Source organism: Streptomyces sp. NPDC107522 (assembly GCF_055657525.1).
On the sequence record NZ_JBVKAU010000003.1, the window covers coordinates 674,024 to 690,242 of the forward strand.

Genomic DNA, 16,219 nt, shown 5'->3' on the forward strand with positions numbered 1-16,219 from the left:
GTGAGACGTCTACGTCGGCTACAGCCCCGCGTCCAGCAGCGCCGCCGCGGTGAAGAGCTCCACCCCCACCGCGATGGCCGATTCGTCGACGTCGAAGTCGCCCTGGTGCAGGTCGCGGCCGATGCGGTCGCCGGGGGTGCGGACGCCGAGGCGGGCCATGGCGCCGGGGACGTGCTCGAGGTACCAGGAGAAGTCCTCGCCGCCGAGGCTCTGCTCGGTGCCCTCGACGGCGTCGGGGCCGCGGCGGGCGGTCATGGCGTCGCGGAGGAGGTCGGTCGCGTCGGGGTCGTTGACGACGGGCGGGACGCCTCGGATGTAGTTGATCTCCGACTTGGCGCGGTGGAGGTTGGCGATCTCGTCGATGGCCGCGACGACGAGATCGGGCGCCTGCCGCCAGGAGTCGAGGTCGAGGCAGCGGACGGTCCCCTCGAGCTCGGCGTGCTGCGGGATGACGTTCGGCGCGTGGCCGGACTCGATCCGGCCCCAGGTCACGGCGAGGCCGCTGCGGGCGTCGGTACGCCGGGCGACGAGCGCGGGGACGTCGGTGACGACCCGGGCGGCGGCGGTGACCAGGTCGGTCGTGAGGTGGGGGCGAGCGGTGTGGCCACCGGGCCCGTCGAGGGCGATCTCGAGCCGGTCGCAGGCCGAGGTGATCGCACCCGCCCGCAGCCCGATCTTCCCCGCGTCCACCTTGGGATCGCAGTGCACGGCGAGGATCCGACCCACCCCTTCGAGCACCCCGCATTCGACGACGTCGGCGGCGCCTCCGGGGAGCACCTCCTCGGCGGGCTGGAAGATCAGCCGGACGGGGCGGGGCAGCTGCCCGCGCCGGAGCAGCTCGGCCAGGACCAGCCCGGCGCCCAGCACCACGGTCGTGTGCACGTCGTGCCCGCAGGCGTGCGCCCGGTCGGGCACGGTCGAGCGGTACGGGCACTCACTCTTCGTGTCCGGGATGGGCAGGGCGTCGATGTCGGCGCGCAGGGCGAGGACGGGCCGCTCACCGTCCGGCTCCCCGATGTCGCAGATGAGCCCGGTTCCGATGGCGAGCACGCGGGGGTGGAGGCCGGCCTTCTCCAGGCGGGCCTTGATCGCGGCGGTCGTACGGAACTCCTGGTTGCCGAGCTCCGGGTGCATGTGCAAGTCGCGCCGGAACTCGACGAGTTCGGCACGGAGCGCCTCCGGCAGGGTGCCGGGAAGGACGGCTTCCCCGGGTTTGTCGGCCTCGGACTCTGGGGACATCAACTTGTTCACCCTCTGAAGGGTAGGACGCCGAGGTGGCCAACTGACCCTCGATCAACAAAAGTTCAACCCGTTTGGGGAAGAAAATCTGGCCGCCCGACGCATAGGTATCGGTTTGGGTGGGTAAACTCGCGCGACTTTCGGCCGAGTCGATCATGCGATCGACGGGGACGGAGAGTGACGATGCCAGCCATCCACACCTCCACGCATACCACGCCGCGAACAGAACCGTCGGTTGTGTTCACTTGTCGGGATCGCGCCGGGGAGGGCGCGGGCCCGGATCCCGGAATCATCACCGCCGTGCGACGCTTACGCCACGCGGGGCGGCCGGCCGGACGACCGTGGGCACCCTCTCCCCATGAATGCATGCGGCTGCGGGGAGGAGCAGATCCCCTGGGTGCTGACTAAATTCGGCCTGCTGGGCACCGCGGGCCTGGTCCTGGGGCTGCTCGTCGCGATGATCCTGGCGGGCTGGCTGCTGGTGGCCGTCGTGTCACTGGCCCGTCGTCGCCGCCGTCCACGGAGGACGGCCGACGAAGCGCGGCCGGGCTCCCTGGACGGCTTCACCTGGCGACCCGAGGACCCCTGACACGGGCCGGCTATCCGGCGACGGAAGGCTCAGGAGCACCGACAGAGCGTGCCGGGCAACGCCGTCCCGGCACGGTCGGCCTCGAACCGGGGAGCCGGGATCACTCCGGCAGGTCCCACACCGTCACCTTGAGACGGACCTTCCCCTCACCCTCCACCGGGGCGCTGATCACCCGCAGATACGCGGTACGACCCTCGCCGGTCTGCGCGCAGAAGGCGACGTCCCGCGCGAGGTCGAGTTCCGACAGCTGGTTCTTCTGGAGCTGGGTCAGGCACTGAGCCTCGCTCGGCTCGCCGCCGCCCGTCGGCAGGGGCGCGATCTGCCCCTCGACGTCGACCGGCTCGACGGCTGTGGGGTCGAAGGCGATGTCGCTGCTGTCGGTGGACTGGGGGAGCACCTGCGGTGGGGCGAAGTCGAGGTCAAGGTACCCGGAGGCGCCGTAGGTCGAGTTCACGACCACTTCCTCGGGGCCGAACAGGACTGCCGCCGAGGGCACGGCGCTGGTCTCCTCCTGCCCGCCGGCCCCCTCCGCCGGCTTGCCGGACGCCGCGGGAGAGCTCTGCTGCGCGACCGTGGACGAGGGGGCACCGCTCGCCCCGGAGTCGCCCGAGTCGTCGGAGTTGTTACTGAGGACGGACAGCAGTGTCGCCGCGATGCCCAGAAACGGAATCGCGATGCCGACCACCCACCAGGCCCAGGCGGGCTGCCCGGACGAACCGCCCGGGGAGGGCGGCGGGGACGAGGGCGGAGGCGGCATGGTGCCGTTCTGCGGGGTGCCCGGTGTGCTCAACTGGGTTCCTTGGAGCGTGGTTCGGTCAACTGGCCGATACGTTACCGAGGGAGACGGGGTTTCGACAGATCGTCAGAGGGACGGTCCGTGCCAACAGGTCCCGCACGCGGCACGCCCGCGTCGCAGAGCTCTGCGAACCGCGGGGGCTGAGTCCGACACCGAAGCCCTGACCCATGCCGCACCCCCTTAGAGTGCCCCCGTGACCGACGCGCAGCCGGAGTTCCTCCGATCCACCCGTGCCTCGTACGACACGATCGCCCCCGCCTACACGGAGGCCTTCCCCGACTGGCTGGCCGACAGCTCTCCCCTGGACCGTTCCCTGGTCACCGCCTTCGCCGAGCTGGCCCGCGACAACGCCCCGGCGCCCGTCGCCGACCTCGGGAGCGGGCCGGGCTACATCACCGCCCGCCTCCACACCCTCGGCCTGCCGGTCTTCGGCGTCGACATCTCGCCCCAGATGGTGGCCCTGGCCCGCCGCGCATACCCTGAACTGCGGTTCCACGTGGGTTCGATGACGTCCCTCGACCTCCCGGACGAGACACTGGGCGGGATCGTCGCGCTGTACTCGATCATCCACATCCCGACCGAGCACCTCACCGCCACGTTCGCCGAGTTCCACCGCGTCCTGGTGCCCGGCGGCCACGTACTCCTCGGGTTCCAGTCCGGTTCACCCGACGGCGACGAGGAGCACGTCCACCTCGCGGAGCGCTTCGGCCACGAGATCTCGCTCGACTACTACTGGCGCACCCCGGACGCGGTCGCCGCCCACCTGGCCAAGGCGGACCTCGAGCTCCAGGCCCGCATCCTGCGCGAACCGTTCGGCGAGGAGAGGCGGCCACGCGCGTTCGTCCTGGCCCGCAAGCGGCCGTGAGCTACGTGGCCAGTTCGCACCAGACGTACTTGCCCCGGTTGCCGTGCCGGGACAGCGGCTGCCACCCCCACAGGTCGGCGCAGGCCCGGACGAGTGCGAGGCCGCGCCCGTCCTCCAGCTCGGCCGGCTGATCCGGCGACCTCGGCGGTTCGGGCGGTTCCGGGTCGGCGTCCCACGCCCCGATCCGCAGCACACCCGCCGACCAGCGCACCCGTAGGGCGGCGGGTCCTTTCGTGTGGCGTACGGCGTTGCCGACCAGCTCGGTCGCGAGGAGTTCGGCGGTGTCGGCGAGGGTGACCAGGCGTGCATGGTGAGGATCAGGCGGAGGGTGCGACGGCAGATGGGGACGGCTCGGGGGTCGTTGGGGATGTTGAGGGTGTACTCCCATGGTTCTGCGGGTTCGTTTTCGGGCATGGGTGACTCCTTTTCGGCAGAGGGGAGTTGGGGGGAGGGGCCGGTGGCAGTGCCGCAGCCGTCATGGCAGGACGGAGTGGTGCGCTTCCGGGGTCCTGGCGTTCCGCAACGTGTGCGTCGCATCACTGACGGTAGACCTGAAACTTTCGGTTCAGCAAGCTGATCGCGTAATCTGACGCCCGAACGAGTCGCGCCTACAAGCGCGTTGGATCGAGGAGCAGTCGATGGGCACCAGGCGCGAACCAACAGCACGCCAGATGCGACTGGCGGTCGAACTGCGCAGGCTTCGTGACGCCGCAGGTCTCAGTGCCCGCGAGGCAGCGGCCCTGCTCGGCGTGAGTTCCGTCCAGATCAGCCAGATCGAGTCAGGCCTTTCGGGAGTGAGCGAGAAGCGCCTGCGCCGCCTCGTCGCCAACTACTCCTGCTCGGATGACCAGTTGGTCGAGGCTCTGGTAGTCATGGCGACCGACCGGACCCGGGGCTGGTGGGAGGAGTACCGGTGGCAGCTACCCACGCCGTTCCTCGATCTCGCCGAACTGGAGCACCACGCCACATCTCTGCGAGAGATTCAGTTCCTGTACATCCCCGGCCCACTCCAGACGGAGGACTACGCCCGCTCGATCTTCTCCGACCGCATTCCCCAACTCCCCGACGACGAGCTGGAGTTGCGAGTACGACACCGCATGCAGCGCAAGGCCATCCTCGAAGGCCCCGACCCGACACTGTACGAAGCGGTCATCCACGAGGCGGCACTGCGCATCCGCATCGGCGACCGCCCCGCCTCCCGGGCTCAGCTCGCCGCCCTCCTCGACCTCTCCGAGGCGGACCACGTGACCGTGCGGGTCATCCCGTTCGACCTGGACGGCTTTGGCGGGTCCTGGACGGCCATGATGTTGGCGGGCGGTGCCGTACCCAGACTGGACACCGTGATGCGCGACGGCCCTCACGGCACGACGTTCATCGACTCCGAAGCCCAACTCGGCGTCTTTCGAACGCTTTTCCGTAGAGTAGAAGCTGCGTCACTCGACCCCGATCGGTCGCGTGAGTTGATCCACAAGGTGGCCCAAGACCTGTGAGGCACATGGTGAGCGCTCCCGACAACTGGCGGAAGTCGTCCTACTCCGGTGGCGGGGACGGCAACTCCTGCGTGGAAATCTCAGACCGCCGCACCCACATAGCCATCCGCGACTCAAAGGCCCCGGCCCACGGGACCCTCACCGTCCCCACCGCAGCCTTCACCCCCTTCATCGATGCCCTGAAGGGCGAGTTCCGGCCAAGTGATCACAGCTAGGTAGAACTACCGAAGCGCTCCTCCCCCAGCACCCGTAGAAACAGAACCGGTGCTGCTCATCACCGAGTTGTGGAGGAACTTCTCATGCCCATGCCTGGTCACTCGATACACCGTGCGCTGGCCGCGAGCCTGGACGTGGTCGACGGACAGCGTGTGCTGGACCTCGGGTGCGGGGCCGGCGGGACGCTGCAGGCCGTGGCGGGGCGGGCGCCCGGGGCGTTACTTCACGGGTGCGACGTCGATCCGGAGGCCGTGGCGGCGGCGCGGACGCTGCTGGGCGGGGACGTCGAGATCGAGGTGCACGACCTCAACAAGCCGACCCGGTACGACGTCGGCAGCATGGACGCGGTCGTCTGCCACGACGTCCTGGAGTTCCTGCGCGACCCGGCGGCGCTGATCGACGAGGTGGCCCGGCTGCTGCGGCCGGGCGGTACGGCGGTGATCTCACACACCGACTACGACGCGCTGGTGATCCGCGCGGGAGACCCGGAGCTGACCCGTGCCGTGTGCCACGGATGGGCCGAGTTCCCCGAGGAGTGGATGGAGTTCAGCGACGCCTGGATGGGGCGCAAGGCGGCGGCTCTGGTGCGCAAGAGCCTGCTGGAGGTGGAGCACGTCGGCACGCATGTGACGGTGGGGACGGAGCTGACGGGGTTCGCCCGGCACCGGGTGGAGCAGATCGCCGCGGCGCTGCGGCAACGCGCGCTCAACGGCACGGGGCCGCTGTCGGTCGCCGAGATCGACGAGTGGACGGCGTCGGTGGAGCGGGCCGCGCGGGACGGGGAGTTCTTCTACGCGGAGACCGCGTTCCTCGTCCGCGCGACCGCCGCGTACGCGTCCGTCCCGGCATGACCTCCGCCGCGCCCACAGCGCCCGCCGCCTCGCCCGTCCGTACGGCCGCGCCCGCCATGGCCGCCACCGTCTGCGCCATGGTCAGCGTGCAGACCGGCGCCTCGCTCGCCGTCCCGCTCTTCGACCGGATGTCACCGGCCGGTACGGCCTGGCTGCGGCTGAGCTGCGCGGCGGTGCTGCTGCTCGTGTGGACCCGGCCGCGGATCCGCCGTCTGCCCCGTCGCGGCCTGGCCGCGGCGGCGGCGCTCGGCTGCGCGAGCGCGGTGATGACCCTGTGTTCCTTCCAGGCGATCGACCGGCTGCCGCTGGGCACGGTCAGCGCGGTGGAGTTCACGGGGCCGCTGCTGGTCGCCGTCGTGTGGTCGCGACGACGCGCCGACCTGGTGTGGCCGCTGCTCGCGCTGGCCGGGGTGCTGCTGCTGACCCGGCCCTGGGAGGCGTCCGCGGACTGGGCGGGGATCGGGTACGCGCTGGGTGCCGCGGCCGGGCTGGGCGGCTACATCGTGCTGACCCAGCGGGTGGGCGACCGGCTGCCCGGCCAGCAGGGCGTCGCGCTGTCCACGGCCGTGGCGGCCCTGTGCACCGGAGCGGTGGCGGTCGGCGGGGCGGAGGCGGACTGGTGGAGCCCGCATGTGCTGGCCGTCTCCGCGCTGGCCGCGGTGCTGCTGCCGATCGCCCCGCATGTGCTGGAACTCTTCGCGCTGCGCCGCCTGACGGCGGGTGCGTTCGGCACGCTGATGAGCCTGGAACCGGCGGTCGCCACCGGCATCGGCTTCCTCCTCCTCGCCCAGACCCCGGACGCCGGCCAGTTGGCCGGTGTGGTGCTGGTGTGCGTGGCGGGTACGGCGGCCTGCCGCAGCGGCACGAGGAGCGATACGCCGAGACCGGCCGGGCCTGCGGCGACGGCTCCGGCGGCGATCGGGCCGGCGGTGGGTCAGCCCGACGTACGTTCCGGACCCCGTCCGTCGGCACCCCGTCCCTCGGCACCGCGCCCGTCCTCGGAGCGGTAGTACCACGCCACGGCCTCCGCACGGTTGCGTACGCCGAGTCTGGTCAGGAGCTGGGCGACGTGCGCGTTGACCGTGCGGACGCTCAGGCGCAGTTCCCCGGCGATCTCCCGGTCCGTGCGTCCCTCGGCGAGGCGGGCGATCACCTCGCGTTGGCGTGGTGTCAGGTCGGTCGGCGGTGCCGGGGGCGGTCGGTGCGGATCCGCGGTCCGCAGCGCGCCGATCCGTTCGAGGTACGGCTCCGCGCCCATGGGTACGGCGATGCGCTCCGCCTCGTCGAGCAGCGCCGTCGCGCGGTCGTCACCCGGTCCGTACCCGGCCGCCCGTCCCAGCAGGGCGTGGACCAGGCGGGCCCGGGCATGGGTGCGCCGGAAGACCCAGATGGCGGTGTCCCAGTGCCCCGCCTCGTCCTGCGCGCGGGCCCCGGCACGCGCCGCTTCCGCGCGCGCCACGGCCGCCACCCCGTCCGTCAGTTCGTAGGGCGCGGCCACATGGTGGCGTACCCGGGTGTAGACGCTCTCCAGGGTCTCCAGCAGCCGGTCGGGCGCGGTGTCGGGGTGCAGCATGGGCGGCCGGGGGCCGGTCGTCTGGGCGTGGATCGCGGAGGCGAGCGCGTCGATGACGTACAGGCCGCTGCTGGGCGGGGCGAGGTGGCCGCCGGCCAGGTGGAGCGCGCGGCCGGTGAGCTCCTCGACGGCCGCGTGGTCGCCGAGCCGGGCCGCCGCGGCGAGCGCCAGGCTGAGGAAGTACGCCTCGTGCAGCGGGCTGCTGGTCGCCACCAGCCGTACCAGCGAAGGTGCCGGGACCGCGTCCCGGCTGCGCCAGCTGAGCAGCCAGGCCCGGACGAGCGCCTCCTCGACCTCGTTGAGGGATCCGTGCCGCTCGTAGGCTGCCGGTTCGCTCAGCAGGTCGTCCGCCTCGGGCCAGCGGCCGGCCTCGATCAGGTCCTCGATCAGGGCCAGGCGCAGCGTGTTGCCCTCCTCGGTGGCCAGTTCGCCGTGCTCGGTGGCGTAGGCGAGGCCGGCGCCGCGGATGCGGGCGGCGTCGGCGACGTTCCCGGTGCGCAGGTAGGTGGCGCGGGCCTCGTTGAAGTAGGAGCGCACGACCAGGTGGTGCTGCCGGGACTCGATGCCCAGCCGGCGGGCGCGGCGGGTGCGGTGCAGGGACTCGTCGAGGTGGCCCAAGGTGAGGGCGGCCTCGGCCGCGACCGTGCAGACGACGGTCTCCAGCTCGGTGTCCTCGGCCTCGGAGGCCAGCTCCGCGGCCTCGTGCAGCTGCCGTACGCCGTCTTCGGTACGGCCCCGCCGCAGCCCGGCGAGGCCGGAGGAGCACAGCACCCGGATCCGCTCGTGCGGCGGCGCGTCCGGTCCCAGTTCGGCGAGGGACTGCTCGAAGTAGTCGTGCTCCCCGCTGGTGCTTCCCGCGTCGAGGTAGCGGCCGAGGTGTTCCAGGAGCAGAGCGCGGGAGTCCGAGGTCCGCCCGGCCTCGGTCAGTGCCCGGACTGCGATCTGGTGGGCCTCGTCGGCCCGGCCGTGGCGGAAGGCCCGCTCGGCCTGGCGACGGAGCGTCTCTGCCCTGCTCGGCGCAGCGTCAGTGTCGTCGTCATGTCCGGCAGCCGCCACGACCCGCCTCTCACCTCGGCCAACCTCGCAGGTCAGAGGGTAACAAGCGGTCAACTCCGGGCAGGGCACGGCAGTTGGCGCCCGGCGCCCGGCTCGCACCGCACGCCCCGCGACCGGATCACACCGCGGTCACCGCCGACAGCCGGTGCACATCCCGCGCCGTCCCCGTGACCCCCGACAGGAACCCCTGCGCCCTCGGTGAGGCGTTCTCCGTCAGCCAGGCGGGGTCGATGTCGCAGACCGCGACGCGGACCTCCGTGCCGGTCAGGGCCAGCGGCAACGTATGCACGACCGTCGACGGGAAGCTCAGGATCGTGCGGCCGATCGGCCCGCGGCGGGCGATCAGCTCCAGCGGGAGGTCGGGGCGTACGACCTCCAGCCCCGTCTCCACCGCCAGCCGGTGGAGTTTCTCCGCGCTCTCGCGGCGGTGGGCGAAGTAGCGGGTGGCGCCGTGCGTCTTCGCCAGGGAGCTGACGGCCTCCAGATAGCGGTCGCCGTCCACCACGCCGGTCTCGACGAGGGACGTGCCGACCATGTCCGCGCCCTTGGTGATGCGGGGCGGGCCGAAGCGGGCGCGGGTCCAGGCGAAGGTGTTGGCCGTGACCGTCACGCCGTCGGGCGTCTCGTCCATGGGCATGGACGAGAAGATCTCCACCCTGCGGCGCTCGCTCGGCGTGAGGCGCTTCCGGGCCGCCGACGACACCGGCGCGAAGACCAGGTCGCGGGGGCCGGGGCGGCCGCCCTTGCGGTGCCAGCGCACCAGGCGTTCACCGCGGGCGAGTTGGGCGACGAACTCCATGGTCGCCGTGCCGTCGTCGACCACGACGAGGTCGCGGGCCTTGGTGATGGTCAGGAGCAGCTGGACGTAGCGGGAGAAGGGGTCGCCGAGCACCACGCGCTCGGCCCGCCGCAGCAGCCCCGTCAGGCCGCCGATCGTCTGGAAGGGAGCCGCCGCCCCGCCCCGCGCCTCCTCCCAGCGGACCACGTGGCCGTCGTCGCGTGCGAGCTCGGCCATCCGGCGCAGCTGGCCGCGGGTCATGGGGTCGATCGGGGACAGGACGACGAGGGTGAGCCCCGCGCCGGCGGTGTCCGCGTGGGCGTGCGCCCACTCCAGCACGTTCAGGAGCTGTACCGGGCTCTCGACGAAGGCGAGAGTGTGGGGGCCGGTGTTCCCGGCGCGGGGGCTCATCGACGTACGACCGTCCCGTCGTAAGGCGCTCATGCGGCGCTCGTATTCAGCTCGTGTGGCTCGTGTGGAGAGGAGCCCGAAGGCGCCGAGCCCGAGCACCCCTGCTCGGGGCACTCGGAGTCGGCGCTGTCGGACTCGCTGCGTTCCGGATCAGACCGAGACCGGCTCGCCCGCCGCCGCGGCGATCTCCGCCTCGGCGACCACGCCGGCGACGCGGCGCAGCTTCTTCATCGGGCCGAGCTCGGAGTCGTAGACCTTCTTGACGCCGTCACCGAGGGAGGCCTCGATGGTGCGGATGTCGCGGACGAGGCGCGTGAGGCCCTGCGGCTCGACGGAGGCGGCCTGGTCGGAGCCCCACATCGCGCGGTCCAGGGTGATGTGGCGCTCGACGAAGGTCGCCCCGAGCGCGACCGCGGCGAGGGTGGTCTGCAGGCCCGTCTCGTGGCCGGAGTAGCCGATCGGGACGTTCGGGAACTCCTTCTCCAGCGTGTTGATCACGCGGAGGTTGAGCTCCTCGGCCTTCGCCGGGTACGTCGAAGTGGCGTGGCACATCAGGATGTTGTCCGAACCCAGGACCTCGACCGCGTGGCGGATCTGCTTCGGGGTCGACATACCGGTGGAGAGGATGACCGCGCGGCCCGTCGAGCGCAGGGCGCGCAGCAGCTCGTCGTCCGTCAGGGAGGCGGAGGCGACCTTGTGGGCGGGGACGTCGAACTTCTCCAGGAAGGCGACGGCCTCGGTGTCCCACGGGGAGGCGAACCAGGCGATCCCCTTCTCCTTGCAGTACTCGTCGATCTGGCGGTACTCGTCCTCACCGAACTCCACGCGGTGGCGGTAGTCGATGTAGGTCATCCGGCCCCAGGGGGTGTCGCGCTCGATGTCCCACTGGTCGCGCGGGGTGCAGATCTCCGGGGTGCGCTTCTGGAACTTCACGGCGTCGCAGCCGGCCTCGGCGGCCACGTCGATGAGCTTGAAGGCGTTCTCCAGCTCACCGTTGTGGTTGATGCCGATCTCGCCGCAGATGTAGACGGGGCGGCCCGGGCCGACCTCGCGGGAACCGAAGTTGCGGATGCGGGAGTAGGTGCTCATGGCAGAGATGTCCTTACTTGGTGAGGGAATCGAGAGAGGGGCCGAGGATCCAGCTGGCGATCTCTCGGATCGCGCCGTCGCCACCGGGGGTGGCGGTGACCGCGCGTGCGGCGCCGCGCACGACGTCGTGGGCGCTCGCGACCGCCACGGGCCAGCCCACGAGGGCGAAGCACGGGAGGTCGTTGACGTCGTTGCCGACGTAGAGCACGCGCTCAGGCGCGATGCCCTGCTCCTCGCACCACTGCTTCAGCGCGAGGTCCTTCCGGTCGATGCCGTGCAGCACGGGAATCTGCAGCTTCCGTGCGCGGGCGGCGACGACCGGGTTCTGCTCCGTGGACAGGATCAGCATCTTCAGGCCGCTCTTGCGCAGGGCGGCGATGCCGAGGCCGTCTCCGCGGTGCACGGAGACGAACTCCTTTCCATCGGCATCGATCAGCACCCGGTCGTCGGTCTGGGTGCCGTCGAAGTCCAGTACGACCGCGTCGATGTCGTCCGTGGTCGGGAGGGCGCCGGGACGGTCCGCGTCGAACAGCGGCGCCAGCGCGCGGGCGCGGGCCAGGTCGTGCGGATCGTCGATCTCCAGCACCCGGGCGGGGTCGGTGCGCACGAGTTCGGTGCGGCCGAAGAAGCGGTGCCTGTGCTCGCGGAAGCCTCTGGCGTCCATCGCGTAGGCGGCGCCGGTCTCCAGGAAGTCCTGGGGGCGGTCCTGGCGGCGCGGGCGGAAGGACTTGTCGTGGTTGACGCCGTAGCCGCCGCCGGCGGTCGCGCGCTCGGTCTCCGCGGTGGCCGCGTCGTCGTCGCCGTGGCGCCACACGAAGCCGTGGAAGGGGGCGACCGTGAGGGAGGTGTCGGCGTTGTTGGCGACGATCGCCTTGACGACGGCGTCGATGTCCTCTCGCACGATGAAGGGGCTGGTGCACTGCACGAGCAGGACCACGTCCACCGGAGCGCCGTGCAGCGCCTCGTGGGCGTCCATGGCGTGCAGCACGGCCGCCTCGGAGGTGGCGGTGTCACCGGCGATGGCGGCGGGGCGCAGCACGACCTCGGCGCCGGCCTGCCGGGCGGCGGCGGCGATGCCCTGGTCGTCGGTGGAGACGACGACGTCGGTCACCAGGCGGGACGCCCGGCACTCGCGCACCGCGCGCGCCACCAGCGGCACGCCGCCGACGGGCATCAGGTTCTTCGCGGGCACGCCCTTGGAGCCGCCGCGCGCGGGGATGACGGCGAGCACTCGGCGTACCGATCCGCCTTGGCCTGCTTCCGGGTTGGACATGGGCTCCACTCCTTGGGCTCCTTGCGAAGGCTTCAGGGCGCGTCCCGGCGCCCCGGTCGGGTCGCTCACAGCTCCCCCATCCGCCGGATGACGGGCGCCACCCGCTGCACGCCGTGCCGATAGGCGCCGCGCGCCGCCCGCCGCACTATCTGGCGGACCGGGCCGGGCTCCTTGTCGTGCGCGGGGGCGCCCGGCAGCGGACTGCCGTCGACGCCGAGGTGATGGCGGGCGAGGATGCCGGGCAGATAGCCGGGCGCGGTGGCGGGCGTGTAGTACGGGGTGAGGGCGGGCATGCCGCCCGGGCGGTCCAGCAGCCTGGTGATGCGCTCGCGGGCCGCGTCGAAGGCGGTGGCGTACGTGCCGTCGGCGCACACGCCCTGCCGGGACACCCACTCCTCGTCGGGCACCGGGCGGTGGCCCTCGTCCAGCTGGTCCCAGGAGGCGAGGCAGCCGGAGCCAACGAAGTGGTGGTTGCCGAGCACCTCCCGCACGCCGAGGTCGGTGAGGACGACGGTCGGGATACGGCGGTGCAGCGACTCCAGCGCCGCCGTGGAGCTGATGGTGACCAGCAGGTCGGTGCGGTCGAGGACCTCGCCCATGTTGCCGTAGACCAGGCGGAAGTTGGCCGGCGGGTCGAGCCGCTGGACCAGCTTCTGGTAGGGCAACTCCTCGATGTGCGTGGTGTGTTCGCCCGGCTTGGAGCGCAGCTTCAGCAGCACCTCGCGTTCGGGGTGCCTGCGGGCGTGCTGGATCAGGCGGTCCAGCAGGTAGGTGCGGTCCTTGCGGCTGTCCGGCACGGAGGGCTGGGCGGCGAAGACGACCGTGTACGGGTCGTGCTCACCGGTGTAGGGCTCACCGCCGAGGAACGGCAGCGCCACCTCGGTCACCGACGAGGCGTCGGCGCCGACCCCCTCGTACACCGCGCGGAACCGCTCGGCGTCCTGGCGGGAGTTGGCGAGGACGAGGTCCGCGCCGTGCCGCAGGAGCAGGCCGTCGGCGAGCTTCTCGTAGACGACGCCGACATAGCCGGTGACGACGACGGGCCGCTCGGACTTGCCCTCCCAGACCCGCTTCAGGCCGTGCAGCATGGCCTGCACACCGCCGCCCACGAGGGCGAGGACCAGGACGTCGTACGACTCCTGCGCCATGGTGCGCAGGAACTCGACGGCAGTGACCTCGGTCAGGGAGTCGGCGCGCACGCCCACCTCTGCCAGCTGGCGGGCCGTGGGTGTGGCACGGCCGCGCAGCAGGAAGCCGTCCAGGGCGGGGCTCACTTGCGTCTCGCCGCGCGGTCCGGCTTCCATGGACGGGCCCGGCGTGATGCGGTCCGCGGTCAGCGCACCCCATTTCCAGCGGGTGTCGGAGTCCGCGAGGACGGCAATTCGCAAGGGCTTCGTTGTACTTGCTGGCACGACGACGACGCTAGGAAGCAATTTCTAGGTCCGGCCCAACCGGGACTCAACGAAAAGTTAACAACAACCCACCGAGAGCCGAACTGGCCCGTCGATTCCCGGGAAGTACAAGGGATGCACCGTTCCGACACATTGAGTTCACCTCCCGTACCCGCACCGGAAAGTTCCCGAGCCGGGCGACCTCCTAGCCTTTTGCGGGTGCCAAAGCTTTCCGTCATCGTGCCGTTCTACAACGTGCAGCAATACGCCCCGGACACCCTCAGAAGCCTTCACAGAAACGCTAGGAGTGACTTCGAGTTCGTACTGGTCGACGACCATTCGAAGGACGAGACGCCGGCCATTCTCGAACGGGCGTCCGAGGAGCTCTCGGACGTTGCCCAGGTGCGGTACATCCGCCACGAGAAGAACGGCGGCCTCGCCACCGCGCGGAACACCGGCCTGGACGCGGCGCGGGGCGAGTACCTGACCTTCCTCGACGGCGACGACTGGCTCGCTCCGGGCTATCTGGCCGAACTGGTGAACGCCATCGAGGGGTTGGGCTGCGACTTCGTCCGCACCGACCATGTGCAGGCCACCGCCCGCGCCCGGTCCCTGCGCCGGGCCCCGATCGGGCTGCGGAACGAGGTGCTGAACCCGCGGGACGCGATCCTGCCCGCCGACCGGACGACCTCGGTGGACTACGCCTACGCCTGGGCCGGCGCGTATCACCGCCGGCTCCTCGATCGCGGTCTGCTGCACTTCACGGACGGCCTGCGTACGGCCGAGGACCGGCCGTGGATCTGGAAGCTGCACCGCGAGGCGGAGTCGTTCGCCGTGGTGAGCCTGCTGGGCGTGTTCTACCGGCGCGGTGTCGCCTCCTCCCTCACGCAGATCGGCGACGCCCGCCAGCTCGACTTCATCCGCGCCTTCGACCAGGTCATCGAGGAGACGGCGACGGACCGCGACGCCGCCCGGCTGCTGCCCAAGGCGGTGCGCACGTACTGCGCGATCATCGCCCACCACCTCTCCGACGAGTCCAAGTGGGAACCGTCCGTGGCCAAACAGCTGCGAGCGATGAGCGCGGAGGCGATGAAGCGTATGCCGCAGGACGCGCTCAGTGACGTACTGGAGACCATGGACATGCACCGTTCCTCGAAGCTGCGGCGTCTGCGGCGCCGGATCACCCCGGCGAAGGCGGCCGCCTGATGTCCCGTACCACGCAGATCTTCTGCGCCTCGACGCTGTACGGCGCCGCCACGCTGGCAGCGGCGATCGAGTCCGACTGCTTCGCCGACGCGGACCGCCGTCTGCTGCTGGTCTTCAACAACTCGGCGACTCCGGAGACCACTCCGGCCGTCGACGAGATGCCGGGCTTCGCGCCGCTGCGCGATCACTTCGACGCCGTCCTGTCGTGGAACGAGGCCATCAGCCCTTTCCATCCGGGTGCCTGGTCGCCGCGCGCCGACGACGTCCCGCTCTTCGAGCGCTATCTACGGCTGCTGTGGGGCCTGGGCGACGACCGCGTGGAGCTGGTCCTGGAGTCCATCCAGGTCACCCCCGCCCTCACCGTGGCCCAGCTGTTCACGGGCGCCCCGATCCACGTCTACGCCGACGGGCTGATGAGCTACGGCCCCACGCGCAACAAGCTGGATCCGCTGGTCGGCACGCGCGTGCGGCGGCTGCTGCACCTGGACCTGGTGCCGGGGCTGACCCCGATGCTGCTGACCGAGTTCGACGTACCCGCGCACGTCGTGCCGACGCCGGCGTTCCGGAAGGTGATGAGCAGCCTCACGGACGCCGTCCCGGATCTGCCCGTCCTGCCCGCCGACGCGGCGCTGCTGCTCGGCCAGTACCTGTCCGCGCTGAACATCCTCTCCCCCGCCGAGGAGGAGGACCTGCATGTGCGGATGATGCGGGGGGCGGTCGACCGCGGGCACCGCACGATCGTCTTCAAACCGCACCCGACCGCGCCGGCCCGCTTCAGCCGGGCTCTGGAGACGGAGGCCGGCAGGCTCGGCGTGGACCTCACGGTCCTGGACACGCCCGTGCTCGCCGAGGTGCTGTTCGAGAAGGCGCCGCCCGCGCTGGTCGTCGGCTGCTTCTCGACCGCGCTGTTCACGGCGTCCGCGTTCTACGACCTGCCGGTCGCCCGCATCGGCACCGCGCCGCTCCTCGATCGCCTGACGCCCTACCAGAACAGCAACCGGATCCCCGCCGTCCTGGTCGACGCGCTGCTCCCGGACCTGGAGGGCGGGAAGACCGACGACGCCGTCCCCGCCGACACGCTGAACGGCCTGGTCACCGCCGTCGGCTTCACCATGCAGCCGCAGATGCACCCCGGTCTGCGCCCCGCAGCGGAACGCTACCTGTCGGACCACTTCGGTCCGCGTACCCAGCGCTACTTCAAGCGCAAGCGGCTGACCTCGCTCGGGCTGCCCGGCGGCATCCCGGAGCGGCTGTCGTTCCTGCCCCGCAACGCCACCGCACGCCGGGTGGTGCGGCGGGCACGGGCGCTGAAAAAGGCCGTCCGCCGTTGAGCCAATTCAGGGTGAACACAGCCCTACAACTACGGAAACAGCGGAGAACCATCGAATTACTCCGT

Annotated in this window: 15 protein-coding genes and 1 pseudogene; 8 read left to right on the forward strand and 8 right to left on the reverse strand. The window is 71.3% G+C overall.

The genetic code is table 11. The annotated features are described in order from the left end of the window. Positions 1-18 precede the first annotated feature (18 nt). A complete protein-coding gene (locus ACZ7L6_RS13245) occupies positions 19-1,239 on the reverse strand; it encodes a M20 family metallopeptidase (RefSeq protein WP_471923399.1) in 1,221 nt (406 codons plus the stop codon). A 358-nt stretch (positions 1,240-1,597) separates the two neighbouring features. Here ACZ7L6_RS13245 and ACZ7L6_RS13250 point away from each other — a divergent pair, with 358 nt between their 5' ends. Then, the gene (locus ACZ7L6_RS13250) at positions 1,598-1,828 is read left to right on the forward strand and encodes a hypothetical protein (RefSeq protein WP_471923102.1); all 231 of its coding nucleotides are present in this window, start codon (positions 1,598-1,600) and stop codon (positions 1,826-1,828) included. 100 nt (positions 1,829-1,928) lie between these two features. Here the strand turns inward: ACZ7L6_RS13250 and ACZ7L6_RS13255 are convergent, their stop codons facing one another. After that, positions 1,929-2,618 carry a hypothetical protein gene (locus ACZ7L6_RS13255; RefSeq protein ID WP_471923105.1) on the reverse strand — a complete coding sequence of 230 codons (690 nt, stop codon included), beginning with the start codon at positions 2,616-2,618 and terminating at the stop codon, positions 1,929-1,931. Positions 2,619-2,817: 199 nt separating this feature from the next. Here ACZ7L6_RS13255 and ACZ7L6_RS13260 point away from each other — a divergent pair, with 199 nt between their 5' ends. Beyond that, positions 2,818-3,489, forward strand: coding sequence for a class I SAM-dependent methyltransferase (locus tag ACZ7L6_RS13260; protein ID WP_471923107.1), 672 nt, complete (start codon positions 2,818-2,820; stop codon positions 3,487-3,489). Between the two features lies 1 nt (position 3,490). Here ACZ7L6_RS13260 and ACZ7L6_RS13265 read toward each other — a convergent pair. Further along, positions 3,491-3,903 (reverse strand): annotated as a pseudogene (locus tag ACZ7L6_RS13265) (ATP-binding protein). Positions 3,904-4,127: 224 nt separating this feature from the next. On the opposite strand from ACZ7L6_RS13265, the gene ACZ7L6_RS13270 reads away from it, so the two are divergent. From ACZ7L6_RS13270 to ACZ7L6_RS13285, 4 genes are all read left to right on the forward strand, one after another. Next, positions 4,128-4,979, forward strand: a complete 852-nt coding sequence (locus ACZ7L6_RS13270) for a helix-turn-helix domain-containing protein (protein ID WP_471923110.1) — start codon at positions 4,128-4,130, stop codon at positions 4,977-4,979. A gap of 8 nt (positions 4,980-4,987) precedes the next feature. Then, positions 4,988-5,194, forward strand: coding sequence for a DUF397 domain-containing protein (locus ACZ7L6_RS13275; RefSeq protein WP_471923401.1), 207 nt, complete (start codon positions 4,988-4,990; stop codon positions 5,192-5,194). Positions 5,195-5,278: 84 nt separating this feature from the next. Continuing rightward, on the forward strand, positions 5,279-6,046 hold the full coding sequence (locus ACZ7L6_RS13280; protein ID WP_471923113.1) for a methyltransferase domain-containing protein: 768 nt from the start codon (positions 5,279-5,281) through the stop codon (positions 6,044-6,046). Beyond that, positions 6,043-7,056 carry an EamA family transporter gene (locus tag ACZ7L6_RS13285; protein WP_471923116.1) on the forward strand — a complete coding sequence of 338 codons (1,014 nt, stop codon included), beginning with the start codon at positions 6,043-6,045 and terminating at the stop codon, positions 7,054-7,056. Before ACZ7L6_RS13280 ends, ACZ7L6_RS13285 begins: the two co-directional genes overlap by 4 nt. Here ACZ7L6_RS13285 and ACZ7L6_RS13290 read toward each other — a convergent pair. From ACZ7L6_RS13290 to ACZ7L6_RS13310, 5 genes are all read right to left on the reverse strand, one after another. Further along, entirely contained in the window at positions 6,981-8,675 is a 1,695-nt protein-coding gene (locus ACZ7L6_RS13290) for a LuxR C-terminal-related transcriptional regulator (protein WP_471923118.1), read from the reverse strand. The genes ACZ7L6_RS13285 and ACZ7L6_RS13290 overlap by 76 nt on opposite strands. Positions 8,676-8,793: 118 nt before the next feature. After that, complete coding sequence (locus ACZ7L6_RS13295) at positions 8,794-9,864, reverse strand: hypothetical protein (RefSeq protein WP_471923403.1); 1,071 nt, start codon at positions 9,862-9,864, stop codon at positions 8,794-8,796. Between the two features lie 150 nt (positions 9,865-10,014). Then, complete coding sequence (locus tag ACZ7L6_RS13300; protein WP_471923120.1) at positions 10,015-10,953, reverse strand: N-acetylneuraminate synthase family protein; 939 nt, start codon at positions 10,951-10,953, stop codon at positions 10,015-10,017. 13 nt (positions 10,954-10,966) lie between these two features. Next, positions 10,967-12,226, reverse strand: a complete 1,260-nt coding sequence (locus ACZ7L6_RS13305) for a cytidylyltransferase domain-containing protein (protein ID WP_471923122.1) — start codon at positions 12,224-12,226, stop codon at positions 10,967-10,969. Between the two features lie 65 nt (positions 12,227-12,291). Beyond that, positions 12,292-13,638, reverse strand: a complete 1,347-nt coding sequence (locus tag ACZ7L6_RS13310) for a DUF6716 putative glycosyltransferase (RefSeq protein ID WP_471923125.1) — start codon at positions 13,636-13,638, stop codon at positions 12,292-12,294. Between the two features lie 198 nt (positions 13,639-13,836). On the opposite strand from ACZ7L6_RS13310, the gene ACZ7L6_RS13315 reads away from it, so the two are divergent. Both ACZ7L6_RS13315 and ACZ7L6_RS13320 read left to right on the forward strand, forming a co-directional pair. After that, a complete protein-coding gene (locus ACZ7L6_RS13315) occupies positions 13,837-14,823 on the forward strand; it encodes a glycosyltransferase family 2 protein (protein ID WP_471923127.1) in 987 nt (328 codons plus the stop codon). Next, positions 14,823-16,154, forward strand: coding sequence for an alpha-2,8-polysialyltransferase family protein (locus ACZ7L6_RS13320; RefSeq protein ID WP_471923131.1), 1,332 nt, complete (start codon positions 14,823-14,825; stop codon positions 16,152-16,154). The genes ACZ7L6_RS13315 and ACZ7L6_RS13320 overlap by 1 nt, the downstream gene beginning before the upstream one ends. The last annotated feature ends 65 nt before the right edge of the window (positions 16,155-16,219 follow it).